Annotated in this window: 10 protein-coding genes and 1 tRNA gene; 9 read left to right on the top strand and 2 right to left on the bottom strand. The window is 64.3% G+C overall.

Annotation, left to right across the window (positions count from 1 at the left end; genetic code table 11):
• Positions 1–13 precede the first annotated feature (13 nt).
• On the top strand, positions 14–1,846 hold the full coding sequence (locus GVL04_RS00330) for an ABC-F family ATP-binding cassette domain-containing protein (protein WP_159697858.1): 1,833 nt from the start codon (positions 14–16) through the stop codon (positions 1,844–1,846).
• A 265-nt stretch (positions 1,847–2,111) separates the two neighbouring features.
• Here GVL04_RS00330 and GVL04_RS00325 read toward each other — a convergent pair whose 3' ends face one another.
• Entirely contained in the window at positions 2,112–2,528 is a 417-nt protein-coding gene (locus GVL04_RS00325) for a VOC family protein (protein ID WP_159697855.1), read from the bottom strand.
• A gap of 295 nt (positions 2,529–2,823) precedes the next feature.
• Positions 2,824–3,423 (bottom strand): TetR/AcrR family transcriptional regulator, encoded by a 600-nt coding sequence (locus GVL04_RS00320; protein ID WP_159699012.1) that lies wholly within the window; start codon positions 3,421–3,423, stop codon positions 2,824–2,826.
• 288 nt (positions 3,424–3,711) lie between these two features.
• Between GVL04_RS00320 and GVL04_RS00315 the strand changes: the two genes are divergently transcribed.
• The 8 genes from GVL04_RS00315 (at position 3,712) to GVL04_RS00280 (ending at position 16,481) form a co-directional block, all read left to right on the top strand.
• A tRNA-Gln gene (locus GVL04_RS00315) sits at positions 3,712–3,783 on the top strand.
• Between the two features lie 120 nt (positions 3,784–3,903).
• On the top strand, positions 3,904–5,397 hold the full coding sequence (gene glmU / locus GVL04_RS00310) for a bifunctional UDP-N-acetylglucosamine diphosphorylase/glucosamine-1-phosphate N-acetyltransferase GlmU (RefSeq protein ID WP_159697852.1): 1,494 nt from the start codon (positions 3,904–3,906) through the stop codon (positions 5,395–5,397).
• Between the two features lie 2 nt (positions 5,398–5,399).
• A complete protein-coding gene (locus GVL04_RS00305; RefSeq protein WP_159697849.1) occupies positions 5,400–6,380 on the top strand; it encodes a ribose-phosphate diphosphokinase in 981 nt (326 codons plus the stop codon).
• Between the two features lie 319 nt (positions 6,381–6,699).
• On the top strand, positions 6,700–7,269 hold the full coding sequence (locus GVL04_RS00300) for a 50S ribosomal protein L25/general stress protein Ctc (RefSeq protein WP_026542774.1): 570 nt from the start codon (positions 6,700–6,702) through the stop codon (positions 7,267–7,269).
• A 137-nt stretch (positions 7,270–7,406) separates the two neighbouring features.
• Positions 7,407–7,991 carry an aminoacyl-tRNA hydrolase gene (gene pth / locus GVL04_RS00295; protein ID WP_159697846.1) on the top strand — a complete coding sequence of 195 codons (585 nt, stop codon included), beginning with the start codon at positions 7,407–7,409 and terminating at the stop codon, positions 7,989–7,991.
• A 141-nt stretch (positions 7,992–8,132) separates the two neighbouring features.
• Positions 8,133–10,865: a LuxR C-terminal-related transcriptional regulator gene (locus GVL04_RS00290; RefSeq protein ID WP_200846698.1), complete on the top strand. Its 2,733-nt coding sequence runs from the start codon at positions 8,133–8,135 to the stop codon at positions 10,863–10,865.
• Positions 10,866–10,900: 35 nt separating this feature from the next.
• Positions 10,901–13,561, top strand: a complete 2,661-nt coding sequence (locus GVL04_RS00285) for an AAA family ATPase (protein WP_159697840.1) — start codon at positions 10,901–10,903, stop codon at positions 13,559–13,561.
• A gap of 472 nt (positions 13,562–14,033) precedes the next feature.
• Positions 14,034–16,481 (top strand): ATP-binding protein, encoded by a 2,448-nt coding sequence (locus tag GVL04_RS00280; RefSeq protein ID WP_159697837.1) that lies wholly within the window; start codon positions 14,034–14,036, stop codon positions 16,479–16,481.
• The last annotated feature ends 32 nt before the right edge of the window (positions 16,482–16,513 follow it).

The following is a 16,513-nucleotide window of genomic DNA, read 5'->3' as shown; positions in this document are numbered from 1 at the left end:
AAAGTAGTACCCATTGGCCCACCTGCTTGGCGGCGAAAACCTCACCGTTTCGTTCGCGACCCGCACTGTCCTCGACGGCGTCACCCTCGGTTTGGAGGATGGCGACCGTATTGGCATGGTGGGCCGCAACGGCGACGGTAAATCGACTCTGATGCGCCTGCTCGCCTTGCGCTCGACGCCGGACTCTGGCCGCGTCACCAAACGCGGTGACGTTAACGTCGGTTACCTGGACCAGGGCGACGTGCTCGACGGCGACCTCACAGTCGGCGCTGCAATCGTCGGTGACCGCGCGGATCACGAATGGGCGGCCAACCCCAAGATCCGCGAAGTCATGGGCGGACTGGTGGGCGACGTCGACTGGCACGCCAACGTCCACGCCCTCTCCGGTGGCCAGAAACGCCGTGTCGCGCTGGCCAAGCTCCTCATCGAAGACCACGACGTCATCATGCTGGACGAACCCACCAACCACCTCGACGTCGAAGGCGTCGCCTGGCTGGCCCGGCACCTGAAGACACGCTGGCGCGCAAACCAGGGCGCGTTCCTGGTGGTCACCCACGACCGTTGGTTCCTCGATGAAGTCTGCAACTACACCTGGGAAGTCCACGACGCCATGGTGGACATGTTCGACGGCGGATACGCCGCCTACGTTCTGGCCCGCGCCGAGCGTGACCGCACGGCAGCCGTCGTCGAAAATAAACGCCAGCAGCTCGTCAAAAAGGAACTTGCCTGGCTGAGGCGCGGCGCGCCCGCCCGAACCGCCAAGCCGAAATTCCGCATCGAAGCCGCCAACGACCTCATCGCCGACGTGCCCGATCCCCGCGACTCAGTGGCCCTGAGCAAGATGGCGACCGCCCGGCTGGGCAAGGACGTGCTGGATCTCGAGAACGTGACCCTTGATTTCCTCGACGGCGACGAGGGGCAGAAGCTATTCAACAACATCACCCTCCGACTCGCACCGGGCGAACGGCTCGGCCTGGTGGGCGTCAACGGAGCCGGTAAATCCACGCTGCTGAAGCTGCTGAACGGCGAAATCCAGCCGTCGTCAGGCAAGGTCAAGCGAGGCAAGACCGTGGTCACCGCTGTGCTGACCCAGGACGTCAAAGAGCTCGACGACGTCTCGGACCTGCGCGTCATCGAGGTCATCGAACGCGAAAAGCGGTCCTTCAGTGTGGGCGGCAAGGAATTCACGGCCGGGCAACTCGTGGAACAGCTCGGGTTCACCAAGGAAAAGCAATGGACCCCCGTCAGTGACCTCTCCGGTGGCGAGCGACGCCGGCTCCAACTCCTGCGCCTGCTGGTAGGGGAGCCCAACGTCCTCATGCTCGACGAACCCACCAACGACCTCGATACCGACACGCTGGCCGCCGTCGAGGACGTCCTGGACGGATGGCCCGGGACCCTGGTGGTGGTCAGTCACGACCGCTACCTGCTGGAACGCGTCACAGACAACCAAATGGCGTTGCTGGGCGACGGGAAACTCCGCGGCTTGCCCGGCGGTGTGGACCAATACCTTGAGCTGCGCGAAGCCGCACTTGCCTCGGGCGCCGTTGGTGGGGGCTCCGGTGCGCCGACGTCGGCCAGCGGTGGGTCAGCATCCACTGCGGCTCCGTCAGGTGCAAGCGAAGCCGAAAAACGCGAAGCCCGCAAGGACCTCAACAGGATCGACCGCCAACTCGGCAAGATCGCGCAGCAGGAGGAAAAGCTCCACACCCAAATGGCGGCGAAATCCGAATCCGGCGACTTCGACGCACTGGGAGAGCTCAACGCCAAGCTGCGGGAGTTGCTTGACGAGAAAGAGGGGCTCGAGCTCGAATGGCTGGAGGCCGCGGAAATCCTCGGCGAGTAGGTTGCTTTGGCCGGCGCCGCGGCACGCACCCTCCGCGGGCGGCGGCCAGGGCCGCTTCGCCGTCGCTTAGCGGCGGTACAGTGGCGGCGTCCTCCGCGTGCTGGCTCGTTCCTCGCCTTGACGCGCGGTTCCGGATGCCTGCCGCTGTTCCTCGTTGCCTAGTTCGTGAAACGCCCCGGCCGCCGGTGAAACAACCCTCTCTCACCTTTCGCCGGTTTTTGAGGGTCCCTCTCTCACCTTTCGGCGGTTTTTGAGGGACGTTCTCTCACTGGCCGTCAGTTGTCGACACTTGTTCGTAGCCGATGAGCCAATGCAGGCCGTGGCGGTCCACTACTTGGCCGTCGGATGCGCCCCAGGGCTTCGGCGACAGTGGGTCCTGGATCTGGCCGCCGTCGGCGAGTTTGTCGAACCATTCGTGGAGAACCGCGGGTTCGGCAGCTCCCAGCAGTGAAAGCATGGCGCCTTCCATATGGACGGTTTTGTCGCCTGTCGCAGCGTCAGATCCACTCAGTGAGACCACTCCGCTGAGGACGCCATGGGCGATGGCATCCGAGGGGCCATCGGTGCGGCTGAAGTCCTCAAAGGTGTACAAGGAAAGCTCCCCGCCGAAGATCTCCGCGTAGAAGCTGAGGGCTTCACGCGCTGTGCCGGGAAAGGTGACGTAGAGCTGGGGTGCTGACATGAGCACATCCTACAAAGCAGAACCCGCCGACTATCCAGTGACACGTAGCCAATCCACTTTCCCAGCCGAGAACAGAAGTACCCCGCGCCCCGAGACCGGGTGAGAGAGGGATGCCCAAAAACCGGCGAAAGGTGAGAGAGGGATGCCCAAAAACCAGCGAAAGGTGAGAGAGGGATGCCCAAAAACCGGCGAAAGGTGAGAGAGGGATGCCCAAAAACCCGCAGAAGGTGAGAGAGCGTCGAGCGAGGAAGGGAGCCAGCACGCAGAGGATCGCTGGTGCATCGCAGGGAGGGACTTAGCCCTCGGAACGCAGTTCAGGCTCCTTCTGCAGCCCGGTCAGGCCGTTCCAGGCCAGGTTCACCAGGTGCGCGGCGACGGCCCGTTTGTCGGGCGTGCGGCTGTCGAGCCACCACTGGCCGGTCATCGCCACCATACCCACCAGCATCTGTGCGTACATGGCGCCGTCGGCTGCGCTGAAACCCCGGCGTGCGAATTCATCGGAGAGCAGGTGTTCCACCCGGGCTGTTACGTGGGAGAGCAACGTAGAGAAGGCACCCTCGGGTTGTGAGGGCGGGGCATCGCGCATGAGGATCCGGAAACCGTCGGTGCGGTCTTCGATGTAGCCAAGGAGGGCCAGTGCTGCGCGTTCAACCAGGACCCGGGGTTTGGCCTCGGTGCTGAGGGCCTCAGTGATGGAGTCCAGCAGGATCCGGAACTCGGTCTCCACCACCTGCCGGTACAGTCCTTCCTTGGAACCGAAGTGCTCGTAGATGACAGGCTTGGAAACGCCTGCGCTGGCGGCGATTTCTTCGATGGTGGTGCCGTCCAAACCACGGGCTGCGAAGAGGGCGCGGCCGATGCCGATGAGCTGGGACTTGCGCTGCGGTCCGGTCATCCTGACACGGACTGCGGGACCGGTGGCAACATGCTCCAGGGGTTCGGCGGTGTCCGCAGGACGGGGAAGTTCAGTGCGCTTGCTCACGTGACCATCATGCCTTACCGGCCCGTCACCCCCGGTTGGAACAGGGTCATTGAGGGGTCCCGGAGTGCGGCGGTGAATGGGTGGCGGGCGGTCAAGTCGCGAAGCACGCGATGGTCATGGCAAACTAGATTCTTGTGTGTGCATCCCGGTAGCCCGGGAAACCGTCAGACCCTGCTGTCCGGTGGTGTGAATCACGCACGGTCCGCTCTGGTGTAATGGCAGCACCCCGGCCTTTGGAGCCGTGGAGTATAGGTTCGAATCCTATGGGCGGAACGGTCGGAAAATGCGCTCCTCTCTGTACCTGAAACGGCTCGAACGGTGCCTGGGTCCATTGGGATGGCGGCATTCCGAAGCCGGGTTACCCGGGACATACCGAGCAAGGAGAGCCAGTACGTGAGCCCCGAATCCACCGGTCCCGCAGCGGTCATTGTTTTGGCTGCAGGCGCTGGAACGCGCATGAAGTCCCGGACCCCCAAGATTCTCCACGAAATCGGCGGACGCTCCATGGTGGGCCACGCTCTCCTGGCAGCACGTTCCATCACTCCGCTGAAGCTGGCACTTGTTGTCCGGCACGAGCGTGACCGGGTGGCTGGGCACGTCACCACGCTGGATCCCGCGGCGCTGATTGTCGACCAGGACGATGTTCCCGGCACAGGCCGCGCAGTGGAGGTTGCCCTCAAAGCCCTCGACGCCGAAGCCGAACTCGCAGGTACCGTGGTTGTCACGTACGGCGATGTCCCCCTGCTGACCGGCGAATTGCTCGGCGAACTCGTGACCACCCATGAGGCTGAGGGCAATGCCGTCACCGTCCTCACCGCAGTACTGGACGACGCCACCGGTTATGGCCGGATCCTTCGCGCAGAAGACGGCACCGTCACGGGCATCCGCGAGCACAAGGACGCAAGCGAGACTGAGCGCAGCATTCGCGAGGTCAACTCCGGCATCTACGCTTTTGACGCCGCCGTCCTGCGTACAGCACTCTCGAAGGTCACCACGGACAACGCCCAGGGCGAGATGTACCTGACTGATGTCCTCGGGTTGGCGCGCGACGCCGGTGGCCGGGTTGCCGCCGTCGTGACCGAAGACCGCTGGCAGGTTGAGGGTGCCAACGACCGCATCCAGTTGTCGGCGCTTGGCGCCGAGCACAACCGACGCATCATCGAGTCCTGGATGCGCGCCGGCGTGACCGTGGTGGATCCCGCCACCACCTGGATCGACTCCACCGTGACGCTCGACGAAGACGTCCGCCTGCTGCCCAACACCCAACTGCACGGTTCCACCACTGTGGCGAGGGACGCCGTCGTGGGTCCTGACACGACGCTGACGGACGTGAACGTAGGCGAGGGCGCGAAGGTGACCCGCACGCACGGATCGGGTTCCACGATTGGTGCCAAAGCGAGCGTCGGACCGTTCACGTACCTCCGCCCGGGCACTGTGCTGGGGGAGACCGGCAAGATCGGCGCATTCTACGAAACCAAGAACGTGACCATTGGCCGCGGCTCGAAGCTGTCCCACCTGGGCTACGCCGGCGACGCCGAAATCGGCGAGGACACCAACATCGGTTGCGGCAACATCACTGCCAACTACGACGGCGAGAAGAAGCACCGCACGGTGATCGGCTCGGGCGTTCGCACAGGTTCCAATACGGTCTTCGTGGCTCCCGTGTCCGTAGGCGACGGCGCCTACAGCGGCGCCGGAGCCGTCATCCGCAAGGATGTTCCTGCAGGTGCCCTCGCCCTCAGCCTGGCCGCACAGCGGAATTCCGAAGGTTGGGTCATAGCCAACCGTCCGGGCACCGCCTCCGCCAATCTGGCTGAAGCCGCCCAGGAACTGGCCTCCGCCTCCACATCCTCACAATCCCCGGCAACCACAGAAGAGGGCAAATAGGCATGAGCGAAATTACCGCACACGGAGAGAAGAAGTTAATTCTCGCCGCCGGAAGGGCGCATCCGGAGCTGGCGCAGGAAATCGCGAAGGAGCTGGAGACCGAGCTCCTGCCCATCGACGCCTACGACTTCGCCAATGGGGAAATCTACGTCCGTTCGGCCGAGAGCGTGCGAGGCACTGATGCCTTCGTCATCCAGGCCCACCCGGCCCCGCTGAACAACTGGCTCATGGAGCAGTTGATCATGATCGACTCTCTCAAGCGCGCCTCTGCCAAGAGGATCACGGTTGTTTCGCCGTTCTACCCGTACTCCCGCCAGGACAAGAAGGGCCGCGGCCGCGAGCCTATCTCTGCCCGCCTGGTTGCCGACCTTTACAAGACTGCCGGCGCGGACCGCATCATGTCCGTGGACCTGCACACCTCGCAGATCCAGGGCTTCTTCGATGGCCCCGTTGACCACTTGATGGCCATCCCGCTCCTTGCCGACTACATCCGCACCAAGGTTGAGGCTGACAACATCACGGTTGTTTCCCCCGACACCGGACGTGTCCGCGTTGCCGAGCAGTGGGCCGAGCGCCTCGGCGGTGCCCCGCTGGCCTTCGTGCACAAGAGCCGCGACCTCACGGTTCCCAACCAGGCCGTCTCCAAGACCGTTGTTGGCCAGGTTGAAGGCCGCACCTGCGTTCTGATCGACGACATGATCGATACCGGTGGAACCATCTCCGGTGCCGTCCAGGTGCTGAAGAACGCCGGCGCCAAGGATGTCATCATCGCCTGCACGCACGCCGTGTTCTCCGACCCCGCCGCCCAGCGCCTCGCCGATTCCGGCGCCCGCGAAGTGGTGGTCACCAACACGCTGCCCATCCCGGCCGAGAAGCGTTTCCCGCAGCTCACGGTGTTGTCGATCGCACCGTTGATCGCGCGCGCCATCCGTGAAGTGTTCGACGACGGTTCGGTCACCAGCCTGTTCGACGGCAAGGCATAACGCCGGACTGCTGACGGTATGAGGGCCACCTGCCGCCTCCCGGCGTTGGGTGGCCCTTTTCCTTGCCCGTTTTCAGTTCTGACGCGTTCCGCTGCTAAACTCTTGGGGATACCTTGGCGAGGGAGAGCACATCCGGTCCGCGTTTTATGGACCAGGGTTGCGGGTCTCCGTTATCGACTGGGTCTGCATCTCCTTCAACACAGGCGGAACGGCTGCTCGGCGGCCGCCCTCAGCCGGGCGTAGAAGGTCTCCAGACCTCCGCCCTTGCTGATAGACCAGCCCGGATGTTTCCGGGCGCCACAGTAATCAAGGAGTACACATGTCTGAGCAGAAGCTCACCGCAGAACTGCGCACCGAATTCGGCAAGGGTTTCGCCCGCCGTGCACGCATGGCCGGCCAGATCCCGGCTGTCATCTACGGCCACGGCGCAGAGCCGATCCACATCAACCTGCCGGGCCGCGCCACCACGCTGGCAGTGCGCGTTTCCAACGCCCTCCTCGCAATCGACGTCGACGGCGAGCAGCACCTGACTCTCGTCAAGGACATCCAGCGCGATCCCGTAAAGCAGATCATCGAGCACGTTGACCTCCAGACCGTGAAGGCCGGCGAGAAGGTTACCGTCGACATCGCCATCCACGTTTCCGGTGAAGTTGCTCCGGGTGCTGTCGCCAGCCTCGAAGCCACCACGGTGTCCCTCGAAGCCGAGGCAACCCACGTTCCCACCGCCGTCGAGGTCAGCATCGAAGGCCTCAAGGCCGGCGAGAGCATCCACGCTTCAGACCTCGTCCTGCCGAAGGGCTCCACCCTGCTCACCGAGGGTGACACCCTGGTGGTCCGTATCGCTGAGACCGCTTCCGAAGCTGAAGAAGAAGCACCGGCTGCCGAGTAGTCTTTGACTGCTTGAGGCTTATGCCTTGGAGTGGCCGGGTACCTTCGGGTCCCGGCCACTTTCTTTTGACCGTTGCCCGTAGTCCCGGGCTGACAACCAGTCCCCGCTGATAAACAAACGTTCCCTAGGATGAGACCATGAGTGACACCTGGCTGATTGTCGGCCTCGGCAACCCCGGCAGTGAGTACAGCAACAACCGGCACAATGTGGGCCAAATGGTGCTGGATGAACTCGCGTCCCGTATGGGTGGGAAGTTCAAAGTCCACAAGGCCCGCGCCCAGGTAGTGGAGGGCCGGCTGGGCATCGGTGGCCCTCGTGTGGTCCTGGCCAAGCCCATGACGTACATGAACACTTCCGGCGGACCCGTAGCGGGGCTGTGCAACTTCTTCGACATCGCACCGGACCACGTCATAGCGGTCCACGATGAAATCGACATCCCATTTAACACAGTCAAGCTAAAACTGGGCGGCGGTGAGGGCGGGCACAACGGCCTGCGGGACATCTCAAAAGCACTCGCCACCAAGGATTATCTGCGGGTTCGTGTAGGGGTGGGGCGGCCTCCGGGACGGATGGAGACGGCCGATTACGTCCTCCGGGATTTCGCCACCGCGGAAAAGAAGGAACTGCCATTCCTGCTTGACGAGGCGGCCGACGCCGTAGAGTTGCTCATGGACCAGGGCCTGCTGTCGGCACAACAGAAACACCACCCCGCGAAAGCTTGAGCAAATCTTGAGGAAAGCCTGATGAAAGCCTGACGGTCCCGAGGACCCTAAGGCCTACAAACTGTCGGCGCCCGACGGTAGTGTGCATGGTACGCAGGTAAGCGGTGGGGGACTGTCGCGGATGTGTAGCGAAGGATGCGGATGTCGGCGGAGTTGCTAAACAAGGGCGGGGGAGGCGCAGCAAGGGCTGCGGCTCCCGATCTTGTGGGCGGACCAACAGACAGGCAAACGTGGTCACTCCTGGCCCGGAGCCATGATCTGTCAAAGGCCGGCAAATACCTTGAGTCACCTGATTCCTATGGAGTAGTCCTCACGGGTCAGCGGGGAATCGGCAAATCAGGGCTTGCGCGCGCTGTTGTGTCTTCGCTGGGGCCCAAGGTCCACAGCCTTCAATTGCGCAACACCGTAGCCAATGGCCAAACACCGTACGGATGCCTGGGATTTCTGTTGGCCCGGCTGCCGTCCGAAGCCGTGAGTTCTCCGACGGGGATCCTCCACGCAGTGACCAGCCTGATCAGGACAGAGGCCGCGGGCCGGGACACGGTTCTCATCGTGGACAACGCCGGTGGCATGGACCCCATGAGTACAGGCGTTCTGTTGAACCTCATGGCCACGGGCACAGCCAAAGTGGTTGCCACGGTCCAGCGCGCAAGCGACCTCCCTGCTGACTTTCACCGCTTGGTCCTTGAAGGGGAATTGGGCGAAGTCCACCTCAACACCCTGAGCGAGGAACAGACCAAGCAAGTGCTGGGTTCCGTGTTGGGGCATTACGTATCCTCAACTCTGGTGGGTTCACTGCACTCGGCTGTTGGCGGTAACCCGATGCTCCTCCACGCCCTGCTCGAAGAGCAGCGGCATACCGGCAATCTCGTCCTGAACGATTCCGTGTGGACGCTCAGGGACCGGATCAAACTTGAGGGCGCAACGGTTGTGGAGGACTTTGTCCGTTCCAGGCTTGCGCGCGAAACGCAGGCCAGCAGGACCGTCGTCGAAATCCTGGCTTGTGCGCAGCGCGCAACCCTCATGGATCTGGCAGCCATCTTTGGGACCGAGGTCCTGGTGGAGATGGAGGAATCCGGGCTGCTCGCCGTTGAGCGGTGCGGCGACCACTGGGTCTCACTCCGCGATCCCTACGTTGGCGAGGTAGTCCGCGGTTGGCTGAGCACCCGCCGCAGGCGCGAATTGCGCCTGATGCTGCACGGCCCCAAAGAGCCTGCGTTGCAGGGAATGGCGGCGCAGGATCTCCTCAGCTACGCAGCCTGGATGCATTCGTGCGAGGACGAGCCAATGCCATCGCCGGCGCATGCTCTCGCGGCCGGGCGTGCGGCGCTGGATGACTATGACCCCAATTTCGCCATCCAATGCACGCTGTCCCTGGGCCCGAAAGACGTCGAGTGGGTGCCCGGGCAACGCCTGAAAGCAGCGGCGTATCTCATGCTGGATCTGCCGTTGCATGCTGCACAGGCGTTGGATGAGGTCTCCGAGTCCCATCTCGCCGCCCTGGATCCACTGGAATTCGCGGAAATTACGGCAGCAAAATGCCAGGCCATGACATGGATTGATGGGCGGTCTGGCATGGTGCCGGGAGTTGTTTCCGACGGGCTTGAGACCCTTGGAACCATGGCGGAGGCCTATCCGGCACAGACGCTGGCCAAGGCGCGCAACCGCCTCCACCTGTGCAGCTACGAATACAACACCTACATGGGCGAATACCTCTCCATCATCGATTCCCTGGAAGAAGAACTGGCCAAGGATCCGGCGGAGGACCGCGAGCACTGGCTGAGGTCCTCTTTCTTCCTGGTTGAGGCCCGCTGCATTCTTGGCCGGGAGCTTGAGGCGCAAGAGCTTGCACGGACCGTCTCACGGCATTTGGGAGACACGGACCGCCCCGCCCAACTGGAGGAAGCCTTCGCCAGGCATGCATTCCTTGTCCTGTTGTTGTCGGGGCAGTGGCGGCAGTGCATCGAACTCATGCGGCGCACGCCCTCACGGTCATCACGGCTCCAGTACCGGGGTGCGCTGACCGAACTGGGCATAGGCCTCGCCTATGCCTACGCCGGCAAGCCCGCCAGTGCTATTGAACCCCTCCGGTCCGCCGTTGCGCAGCTGGAGCTCCGCCCTGCCATGAACATGAATAAGGTGGCCTACGCCGCGACAGCCTTTGCCTACGCCCAACTGGGCAATTCCGTTGAAGCAGGCCGCTACCTGGATCTGTACAGGACCTGCAGGGGAGTGGGGACGTACTTCTCCGAATCCGTAGGCGAGTTCTGCGCGGAGATGGCAGGGCGCTGGATGGGCGACCCCGAGGTCAAGCAAAGGCTTCTCGCCCGGGTTCACAACGACATCGACAAGCAGCGGTTCACCACGGCGGGCATCTGCCTCTTCGGCGCCACAGTTGAAGGCACCGACGAGGAATACCGACTGCTCGAAGACATCGCCGGGCGTCGCCAAGGACCGCTCGCCCAAATATCCGGCAACCTCGCCCGCGGCGCGCGGAACAGGAGTTCCCGGTCCCTTCTGGACGCTGCCGATGCCGCCGCCGCGCTGGATCTGCTGGTGGTCGAGGCAAGGTGCGTGGCCATGGCACTGGACTTTGCCCGTGACGCCGGCGAAACTACAGCCGCCCGGACAGCCCAGCTGAGGTTGGAACGGCTGGAGCATTCAGTGTCGACTTTGCCGATCCAACCGCGCAGCGACGCGCCGGTGCTGACGGAGCGGGAACGCCAAATTGCTAAACTCGCCGGGAAAGGTGTCAGCAACCGTGAAATCGCGATGGATATTGGGGTGTCTGTGCGAACTGTAGAAGGCCATTTGTATCAAGTGTTTACCAAGCTCGGTGTGTCGTCTCGAGGCGAGCTCAATGGACTCCTATGAGGCAGGGTGCCCAGTAGTTCCAGTGCGGGTTGCCCATGCGGGCTGAGCACCTTGTAGGCCGGGACGCCGAACTGGATCTGGCCACGGAGATATTGCGTCAGGAAGGCGCAGGCGCTGTGCTCCTGGTAGCGGATCCCGGCATCGGCAAGACTGCCCTGGCCGGCGAAATCGCGGCCCGGCTGGCAGGGGAAATGGTGGTGATGCGGGTCCACGGAAGTCCCGCGTTGTCGGCTGTGCCCTACGGCGTCCTGGCCCCCTACCTGCTGGACCTGCCGGTTGAGCAGGCCACCTCGCCTGTTGCGATCCTGCGCGAGTTCTGGTCACAGTTCGAGAAACGGCGGGGTGGCGAAGGCGCACGCCTGCTGCTCATTGTGGACGACGCCCACGATCTCGACGAAGGCAGCACCCAGATCCTGGCCGAGTTGGTGACGGCAGGGTGGGCGCGGCTCGTGGCCACCAGCAGGCCGCGGCCCGGATTGCCGGCAGCCCTGCTCCAGCTCTGGTATGACGGCCTTGCCGAGCGCCTGGAGCTTCATCCTCTTGACCATGGGAGTGTCACTGAACTGGCGGAGAAGACCCTTGGTGGGACCGTCATGGCCAGTGCCGCGGACGTCCTGCACTCCGTTTCCGAGGGTAACCCCCTGCTTCTTCGTTGCCTCCTGGACGATTCACGGGCGGACGGAAACCTGGTGCGGCGGAACGGAGTCTGGCTCCTGACGCGTGCACTCTCCGGCAGCGGCGAAGGCCTGGCCGAGGTGGTGAGGAACAGGGTGTTGCGCACCAGCGAGGCCGAACGGGAAGCGATGTACGTCATTGCCTTGTCCGAGCCTGTTCCTGCCGCTGTGCTGGACACGCAAGTTGGCAGAGATACCGTGAGGGCGTTGATGGACAGCCGGCTGGTCCTGGCCACCAACGGGCCAGGCAGCCCGCTCAAGATGTGGCACCCCATGTACAGCGAGGCGCTGCGCCAGATCGTTTCGCCCGCCCGAAGCCTCCAGATCCGCCAGCGCATGGTCCAGCACTTGCTCGCGGAGCCGCCTACGGCCGAGGGCCTGCTGCGTTTGGTGAGTTGGGCGCTGGACTGTGGCGCCGACGTCGACGATGAACAGCTGCTGCAGGCAGCCTTCCTGGCCGCGAAGCTGCTCCAGAATCCCTTGGCGATGGCTGCAGCCGGCAAGGTCAGCTCGGAGGTGCTGCGGCCACGTGCCCGCGCCGTCATGGCCATGGTCAACTACAACGACGGCGACTTCAGCACGGCCGTTCGGCTGCTGGAGGAAGACCTGGGGTTCCTGGACGCGGATACGTCCGGCCCCGTGGGCGCAGGCCTGCTGTGGGCAGCTGCCCGGGCGGCCGCTGGCGACTCCTCGGCGGACATCGTTGCCGATGCCCGGGCCGCCGCCGCCACCCTGATCAAAGGCCGGCCGACGTCCGACCCGATGGTCGGGCTGGTGGGACGGCATGCCCGCGCCTTGGAATTGGCGGCCTTGGCCCACGATGGGCACTACGGAGAACTCCGCGAGGGCCTGGAGCGGTTTGCTGAACTGCTCGGAACCGATGCACCGGATTTCGTCATGAACCGGGTTTTCCTGCTGGCCATGCAGTGCGAGTTGCTGACGGTCGTGGGGAGGGCCGCAGAGGCCCTGGAAGCCGGCCGTGAAGCCCTGGCACTGCTTGACGCACCCACGGATGACCTCCTGTACTTCAGCGACTTCGTGCTGGCCCGCTACACCCTCGCCGCCTTGGAAGCGGGCGATTGGGGGGCTGCAGGCAGTGCACTCGACCGATATTCAGCCAGTTCGGCCTTGGGACTCATTGTTTTTGGTGGCGACATTCAGACCCTCAAGGGATTGTCACTGCTGCGCCAAGGCCGACTGGAACAGGCCACGGAGCTGCTGGCGCCCGCCGTCGAGGCGCTCCGGATCAACGACCCCCAAAGGCTTCAGGGCCTTGGCAGTGCATTGGCGTTCTACGCAGCGGCCAAGTCCGGCGACGCCGCCCTGGCAGCGCGCCTGGCCGGTGAGCAGGACGAGGCTGCGGCGGGCGGAGCCTATGTAGGGGCCCTTTCGGAGCTCTTCATCCTCGCCGGTCAGGAACTGGTGGCAAAAGGCTCAGGGTTGGACAAACTGAGGAAGCTGCCGGAATCCGGGCCGCTGCATCGATGGCCCGGAATTTTGCTGCAAAATCTTGTCCTCCGGGCCGAGCTCGGCGATGTCCAGGCCATGGAGTCGATCAAGGAGGCGGCGTCGTCCATGTCCGGTGCATGGGCAGCAGGATGGCAGTCGATGGCGGCCGCACATCTGGATGGTGAGGGCCAGGGGTTCGTCAACGCGGGCAACCTCCTGGCCGCCGCCGGTATGCCCGGCCCGGCCGCAGTGGCGTTCGACAAGGCCGCCCTGTCGTTCGACGCTGAAGGCAAACGCCCGGAGGCGCGGCAGGCAGCAGTGCTGCGTGACGTCAGCGAAGCCAGCCTTGGCGACGCCTTGGTGCATGACCCGAGTGCCGAAGCGGATCGTTCGGTGCCGTTGACCCGCCGGGAGCAGGACATCGTGGCATTGGCGGTTTCAGGCCTCACCGACCGCCAGATTGCCGAGAAGCTGATGGTCTCGGTGCGCACCGTTGAGGGCCACCTGTACCGCAGCTACGCCAAGCTCGGTATCCGCCGGCGCGAAGATCTCGGGGCTGCCGTCCGTCACTGACGGTTCTGCCCTTTGAGTACTCAAAAACCCCGCAGTGGGCCACTTGTCCCTGCGGCTGCGCGGAATTTAGCCAATCAATGGAGTAACACGCGGGTGTTTCGCGTCCAAACCAAGTAGTGCCCTGTTGGGGGACTGAGTACAACAAGGTACCGGGCCCGAAAAAGCCGCGGACTAATCGAGTACCAACTACTGGTGTACGGCAGTCGCCACCACGGCAGGATTGATCTTGGAAGAACGGTTCAGCCCCAAGCATCACCGGGATTCCGAAAGTCGCATCATCCGCATCGGTGGTCTCTTTGAGCCGATGCACCGGCCATCGAAAGATGGTCCGGCCCTGGACGAAGCCGGCGGCGACAGAGTCTTCTGAGACCGAGACTCTCCCCCCAGCCGCCGCCGGCTTCTAGGCCAGGTAGCCCGCACCTCGCGGAACTCAAACCTCCCGGACCATGGGACTGCTGCTATTGGAGTGCGCATGCTGCCGGATCCCTGGCTGGACGAAGACACCGTCACAGTCGGGCTGAGGCCATCAGCATTCCCGGACCGGACGCGGCTCCTCGATATCATCCTTTCCGCCGTACCGTCATCCTCTACCAGCGGCATCGTGGTGGTAGGTGACCGAGGATCCGGAAAGAGCCACCTTTTGCTCTCCGTCAAGGCGGGGCTCCCCGAGACCATGGACGTCAGGAGCTTTGCAGGCAAGCCAGAGCTCAAAACCACCAGTTACGGAGCCTTGGGCGCGGCCCCTGCAGAGGATGGCGACGGGGCAACACTACCTGGACTTCACGTCCTCAGGGCCCTCACCAGCACGCTCGGCGCTGCCGGGTATCTGTACACCCCACCGCTTGGCCGACGCCGGAACAAGCGCCGGGCGCAAACGGAACGTCCTCCGCTGGTACTGCTGGTGGACGACATCCACTACGTGGATCCGGCCTCGCTGGCTGTCCTGCTGCAGCTCATACCGGGCTTCGGGGCAACGTTGGTGGCAACCGCGGACAGTCGTCGGCCCCTTCCGCCGGACCTCTATCAGCTGTGGGAAGACGGCTTCCTGGAGCAGTATTTTCTTCCGCCCTTTACCTTCGCCGAGGCACACGTGTTGTGCGAGGCGGTCCTGGGCGGCCGGGTCCAGCGCCGGGCCAGCAGCCTCCTCGCTGCCATGAGCGGCTTCAACGTGGGCCTGCTTGGCCTGGCAATCAACGATGCCCGCCAAGCAGGTCTCCTTGTACAGAAGGACGGCTTCTGGACCATCGACGTCCGGGTCCACTGTGACTGGCCCACCGTCGTTGCGCAGGTGCAGGCCGAAAACGCTGCCCGCCCGCCTGAGGAACGGCATGCGCTGGAACTTATCGCGCTCGCAGAGCCTGTGGCGCTGGACGTCGTGGAGCACCACTTCGGCCCGAAGGCGGTGGAGGATCTTCTGGACAACCGCCACATCAGGCTGCTCCCCGGCCGGCCACCCCTGGTCCGGACGAGTTCCTGGCTGCGTGGCGAGGGCACCCGCCTGTCCGTGCCGCGGCCCAGGAGCCTGGCACTTCGGCTGGGTGTGGAGGAACCGGCACTTACCCGGGAATCGGCGCCCACCATGTTGCGCTGGATGAACTGGACCCTGGACTGCGGCCTTACCCTCTCTGATGAGCTCCTTCTGGCCGCTGCCCCGGCCGCCGACAGGCCGTCCACTGCAGAGCTTGCCATGCGGGCCGCCGCAGCAGTGACAGCGCCCGGCCGGCAGGATGAGGCAAGGCTGCTCCGGGCACGGGCGTTGATGGCGGAAGGCCAACTCGGCGAAGCGGCGCCGGAACTTCGGGAATTGGCAGCAATGGGCAGGTCCATCACCGTGAAGACCGAGGCCGCGAACCGTCTCCTGGCGTTGGACCTCCTGGGTGCAGTTTCCGGTGACCCGGCAACCGGAACTCCGCGGGACCCCGCGCTGGAGCAGGTGCCCACAGGGGTGTGCGGGCTGGTGCTTGAAAACGTCCGTGAAGCCGAGCGCCTCCTGCACTCCGGAGCTGCCCCCGAGGCGTTGGAGAGGTCCACAGCGGCAATGGCGGCCCTGGAAGCGGACGCGGCCTTGGACATGTTCCGGCCAGGGGTGTTGCTCCGGCATGTGATGTGCCTGCGGAACAATCTTGCGTGGGGACAGGTGGATTCGCTCCTGGACTGTCCTTCTGCCTTCGTTCTCCCGAAGTACTTGGCAGTGTGCTTGGAGGTGGCCCGCGGATACGCCGAACTCAGCCAAGGCCTTCCGCGTGCGGCGCGTGGAACCCTGGAACCGGTCCTTGCGGAACTGTCCGACGCCGGCCTGCCGCCGGTACTCGCCCTGGCCGCGGCCATGCTGGCCTACTCGGAGGCGCTCTGCGGTAACCCGGATCCGGCCATGGAGCGGGTGCAGCAGAGCCTCGCCGCACTCTCGCATGTGGCCCCGGGTCCCACGGACCTGTTGCCCCAGCTCAGCTCCGTGTACGTTGCAGCAGCCCGGGACCAGGTGTCGGGCAAGTCAGGCGAATTGATGGCCCTGGCCGAACATCTTCACGCCCAGGGCAGCACTTTGATGGAAGCGGAGGCAGTGTCACTCCTGACGCTCAACGCAAGCAGCGCCGCCGTCGACGATCTTGTGGTCCAGCGCCGCCTGGCTGAACTCGCTGCGGACATTCACGGCGCCGGCGGAGCAGCCCTGGGAACGTATGCCTCCGCGCTGCTGGACAACGACCCCAAGACACTCGAGTCAGCAGGGCGGAGCTTGTCCGCAGACCGGCAGTTTGCGCATGCAGCCATCTGCTATTCGCGGGCGGCCCGCGGTTATGAAGCAAGAACCCGCAGCGCGGCCAGCCGCCGGGCCTCGGTACTCGTTGAGCGGCTGCGCGGTGCGTTCGACAGCGAGGCGGTTCCACCGCTGGGCTGGGTGCCCGGCAGGGCGGGCGGCTGACGTGCTGTACGGCACACCTGCTGCACCGCACG

Origin of the sequence: Arthrobacter sp. 18067, from assembly GCF_902706295.1 — a bacterium.
Classification (GTDB): Bacteria; Actinomycetota; Actinomycetes; order Actinomycetales; family Micrococcaceae; genus Arthrobacter.
Note: the sequence above shows the minus strand (reverse complement) of the source record. Positions and strands in the feature narration are given on the sequence as shown.

What these genes read in the sequence shown, in the direction of transcription:
- GVL04_RS00325 (WP_159697855.1), bottom strand. Translation starts at nt 2,528, where the DNA reads ATGTCAGCACCCCAGCTCTACGTCACCTTTCCCGGCACAGCGCGTGAA.
- GVL04_RS00320 (WP_159699012.1), bottom strand. Translation starts at nt 3,423, where the DNA reads ATGACCGGACCGCAGCGCAAGTCCCAGCTCATCGGCATCGGCCGCGCC.
- GVL04_RS00305 (WP_159697849.1), top strand. Translation starts at nt 5,400, where the DNA reads ATGAGCGAAATTACCGCACACGGAGAGAAGAAGTTAATTCTCGCCGCC.
- GVL04_RS00300 (WP_026542774.1), top strand. Translation starts at nt 6,700, where the DNA reads ATGTCTGAGCAGAAGCTCACCGCAGAACTGCGCACCGAATTCGGCAAG.
- pth (WP_159697846.1), top strand. Translation starts at nt 7,407, where the DNA reads ATGAGTGACACCTGGCTGATTGTCGGCCTCGGCAACCCCGGCAGTGAG.
- GVL04_RS00290 (WP_200846698.1), top strand. Translation starts at nt 8,133, where the DNA reads ATGTCGGCGGAGTTGCTAAACAAGGGCGGGGGAGGCGCAGCAAGGGCT.
- GVL04_RS00285 (WP_159697840.1), top strand. Translation starts at nt 10,901, where the DNA reads ATGCGGGCTGAGCACCTTGTAGGCCGGGACGCCGAACTGGATCTGGCC.
- GVL04_RS00280 (WP_159697837.1), top strand. Translation starts at nt 14,034, where the DNA reads ATGCTGCCGGATCCCTGGCTGGACGAAGACACCGTCACAGTCGGGCTG.